The sequence below is a fragment of the Duganella radicis genome (assembly GCF_009720825.1).
Classification (GTDB): domain Bacteria; phylum Pseudomonadota; class Gammaproteobacteria; order Burkholderiales; family Burkholderiaceae_D; genus Rugamonas; species Rugamonas radicis.
Genome location: NZ_WNKY01000101.1, coordinates 1 through 2807, shown reverse-complemented (window position 1 = coordinate 2807; position 2807 = coordinate 1). Strand labels below are relative to the sequence as shown.

3 protein-coding genes are annotated in these 2807 nt (G+C 68.6%); 2 read left to right on the top strand and 1 reads right to left on the bottom strand.

All coding sequences use genetic code 11. From position 1 onward, the window contains the following. Positions 1 to 379 precede the first annotated feature (379 nt). Positions 380 to 1642 carry a putative Na+/H+ antiporter gene (locus GM676_RS31160; protein ID WP_155468445.1) on the bottom strand — a complete coding sequence of 421 codons (1263 nt, stop codon included), beginning with the start codon at positions 1640 to 1642 and terminating at the stop codon, positions 380 to 382. A gap of 114 nt (positions 1643 to 1756) precedes the next feature. Between GM676_RS31160 and imuA the strand changes: the two genes are divergently transcribed. Continuing rightward, positions 1757 to 2455, top strand: coding sequence for a translesion DNA synthesis-associated protein ImuA (gene imuA / locus GM676_RS31155; protein WP_155468444.1), 699 nt, complete (start codon positions 1757 to 1759; stop codon positions 2453 to 2455). Further along, positions 2379 to 2807: Y-family DNA polymerase (locus GM676_RS31150; RefSeq protein WP_443093183.1), on the top strand; the 429-nt coding region annotated here is incomplete at its 3' end. The genes imuA and GM676_RS31150, both read left to right, overlap by 77 nt.

Genomic DNA, 2807 nt, shown 5'->3' with positions numbered 1-2807 from the left:
GCTGTCGCCGTCCGCCTTCGCCAACCTGAAGGGCAGCGGCAACCGCAACGCCTGGAAAGCCGTCTGGCTGCGCTTCCCGGGCAACCAGCAATGGATACTGGCCGACACCTGCCGCGCGCAGCAGAAAGCTGTGATCGCGCGCCTGTTTGGCGCCGCCGAAGCGCACCGCGACGCTGCCCCCGGCCCCGCAATGCCACCCATGCCTGCCGCGCCGGCAATACCCGCAACCCCGGCGGCGCCGGCCAGGCAGTCCGGCCGGCCGCTGGCGCATCAGGCAAAACCGGCAAGCACCGCCGTGGAGGCAAACGCCACAAGCACAAGCAGCACAAGCAGCACGCCACGCGCCGCCCCGGCCCTTAGCCTTGGCGCACCTTGCCGGTCAAAGCAGCAGGAAAGCCAGCGCGGCGACGGCGGTGGGGGCGAGGGCGCCGGCCAGCAGGCCCAGGGTGCCGATGGATTGCTCATGGAAACCGCGCCGCAGCAGCGAGACGCCGGCCGGATTGGGCGCGTTGGCGATCACCGTCAGGCCGCCGCCGGTGACGGCCCCTGCCACCAGCATGTATTGCGCGCTGGCCGAAATGCCGTCGATCAGCGAGCCAAGATAGGTGAGGGCGGCATTGTCGGTGATGGCCGTCAGGCTCATCGCGCCGAAGAACAGGGCCAGCGGCGACAGGCTTTCCACGATCGGTTGCAGCCACCATTGCTGCATCCCGCCCAGCACCACCAGTCCGGCCAGGAAGAAACCGACCAGCAGACCTTCCTTGATGATCAGCGGATTCTGGTAGCGCTGGTAAGCCGTGGTGAAGCCGAGGAACAGCATGAACACCCCCAGGAACAGCACCGGGTGATGGCCCAGCACCACCACCGCCGCCAGAAAGCCCAGATGAATCAGCGTCACCGCCGGCGGCACGGCCGGCGCACCGTCGGCTGCGCTGGCAGTGCCGGCATCGGCCGGCGCGCGCAAGTGCTTGCGCAGCATGAAGCTGATCGCGCTGGCGTTGATCACCACCGCCAGCGCCGCCTTCCAGCCGAATTGCGACGCCATGTAGGCGCTGTCCCAGTTCCAGGTCGCGGCCACCATCAGCACTGGCGGCGCGGCGTAGGCGGTCAGCAGGCCGCCGATCGAGATGTTCACGAACAGCACGCCCAGCGCGGCATATTTCAGCCACTCCGGCATGCCGTCGCGGAAGATCAGCGGCGCCAGCATCAGCGCGGCCAGGGTCATGGCGGCCGGCTCGGTGATCAGCGAGCCGGTCAGCGGCACCAGCGCCAGGCCAAACCACACCAGCGCCAGTTCGGTCGCCACCGGCATCCGCCTGGCCAAGCCCAGCAGCACGCGCTGGACGATGTCCAGCACCGGCCGCGAGGCCGCCACCACCATCACCACAAACACGAACAGGGGCTCGGTGTACTGGCGCGATTCGGCATATGCGATCGCCGCCTCGCCGCCATTGAGGCAGGCGATCGCGATCATCAGCACAAACGCCCAGAAGCCAAACACCACCTCCACCTCGCCCAGCAGATGCAACAGCCCGGCATGACGCGGATGGCGGTGCGCCAGTACCTCGAACGACTTGGCGGCAAAGGTGTGCAGCAGCGCCAGAGCGAACAGCATGGCGCCAAGCAGTTGTATCGTTTGCAAAGTGTGTCCTTTGATAATTTCTCCCTTGGCATGGTACAGCAAAGATGAATAAACCTTGCCAAACAACGGTGCAAGGAGTACTGTGTATTTATACAGTATTTGCGGTAAAATGCCATGACACTCCCGGAAGCCGTGCACCCGTCCTTGTGGCGGGCGGATCAACTCGCCCAGAGCGCCACGCGCTGCCTGGACACCGGCTTTGCCGCCTTGTCCGCGCAACTGCCCGGCGGTGGCTGGCCGCTGGGCACGCTGATCGATTTGCTGGTGCAGCAGCACGGCATCGGCGAACTGCGCCTGTTGCAGCCGGCGCTGGCCGCGCTGCGCCAGCGGCCCATCGTGCTGCTGCAACCGCCGCACCCGCCGCAGGCGCTGGCGCTGGCCGCGCTGGGCATCGAACCATCGCAACTGCTGTGGGTGCGCAGCGGCGCCAAGGCCGGCGACGCCTTGTGGGCCGCCGAGCAAATCCTGCGCAGCGGCTGCTGCGGCGCGTTGCTGCTGTGGCAACAGCATGCGCGCGGCGAGACGCTGCGGCGCCTGCATCTGGCGGCGCAAAGCGGCGAAACCCTGTTCTGCATGCTGCGGCCGCTGGCGGCGGCGCGCGAGGCCTCGCCGGCGCCACTCAGGCTGTCGCTGAAACCGGCGGCCGGCGGCGTCGACATCGGCTTTGTCAAACGGCGCGGGCCGCAGCGCGACACGCCCTTGTTCTTACCTTTAACGCCTTCTTTGCTTCAACGCCATGCAACGCCTCTGGATCGCGATACACCTGCCCCGGCTCCCGCTCGAAGTCTTCCGTCCGCGCTGGTCGGCGGATGACTGCACGGTGGTGCTGGAGCAGGAGCGGGTGATCGCCATGTCGCATGCGGCGCGGGCGGCGGGCGTGCAACCGGGCTTGCGGCGCGGCGGCGCCATCATGCTGGCGCCGCACTCGCAATTCCAGCAGCGCGCCCCCGCGCTGGAGGCCGAAGCGCTGCAAGCCGTCGCGCTGGCGCTGCTGCAATACACGCCGCAGCTGGCGCCGGCGGAGCAGGCCACCCTGCTGCTGGACGTGGGCGCCAGCCTGCGCCTGTTCGGCGGCATCCGCGCCCTGTGCCGCAAGGTGGCGCGCAGCGTGCGCGCGCTGGGCTTCACCGGCTGGCTCGGCTGCGCGCCCACCGCGCGCGGCGCC

What these genes read in the sequence shown, in the direction of transcription:
- imuA (WP_155468444.1), top strand. Translation starts at nt 1,757, where the DNA reads ATGACACTCCCGGAAGCCGTGCACCCGTCCTTGTGGCGGGCGGATCAA.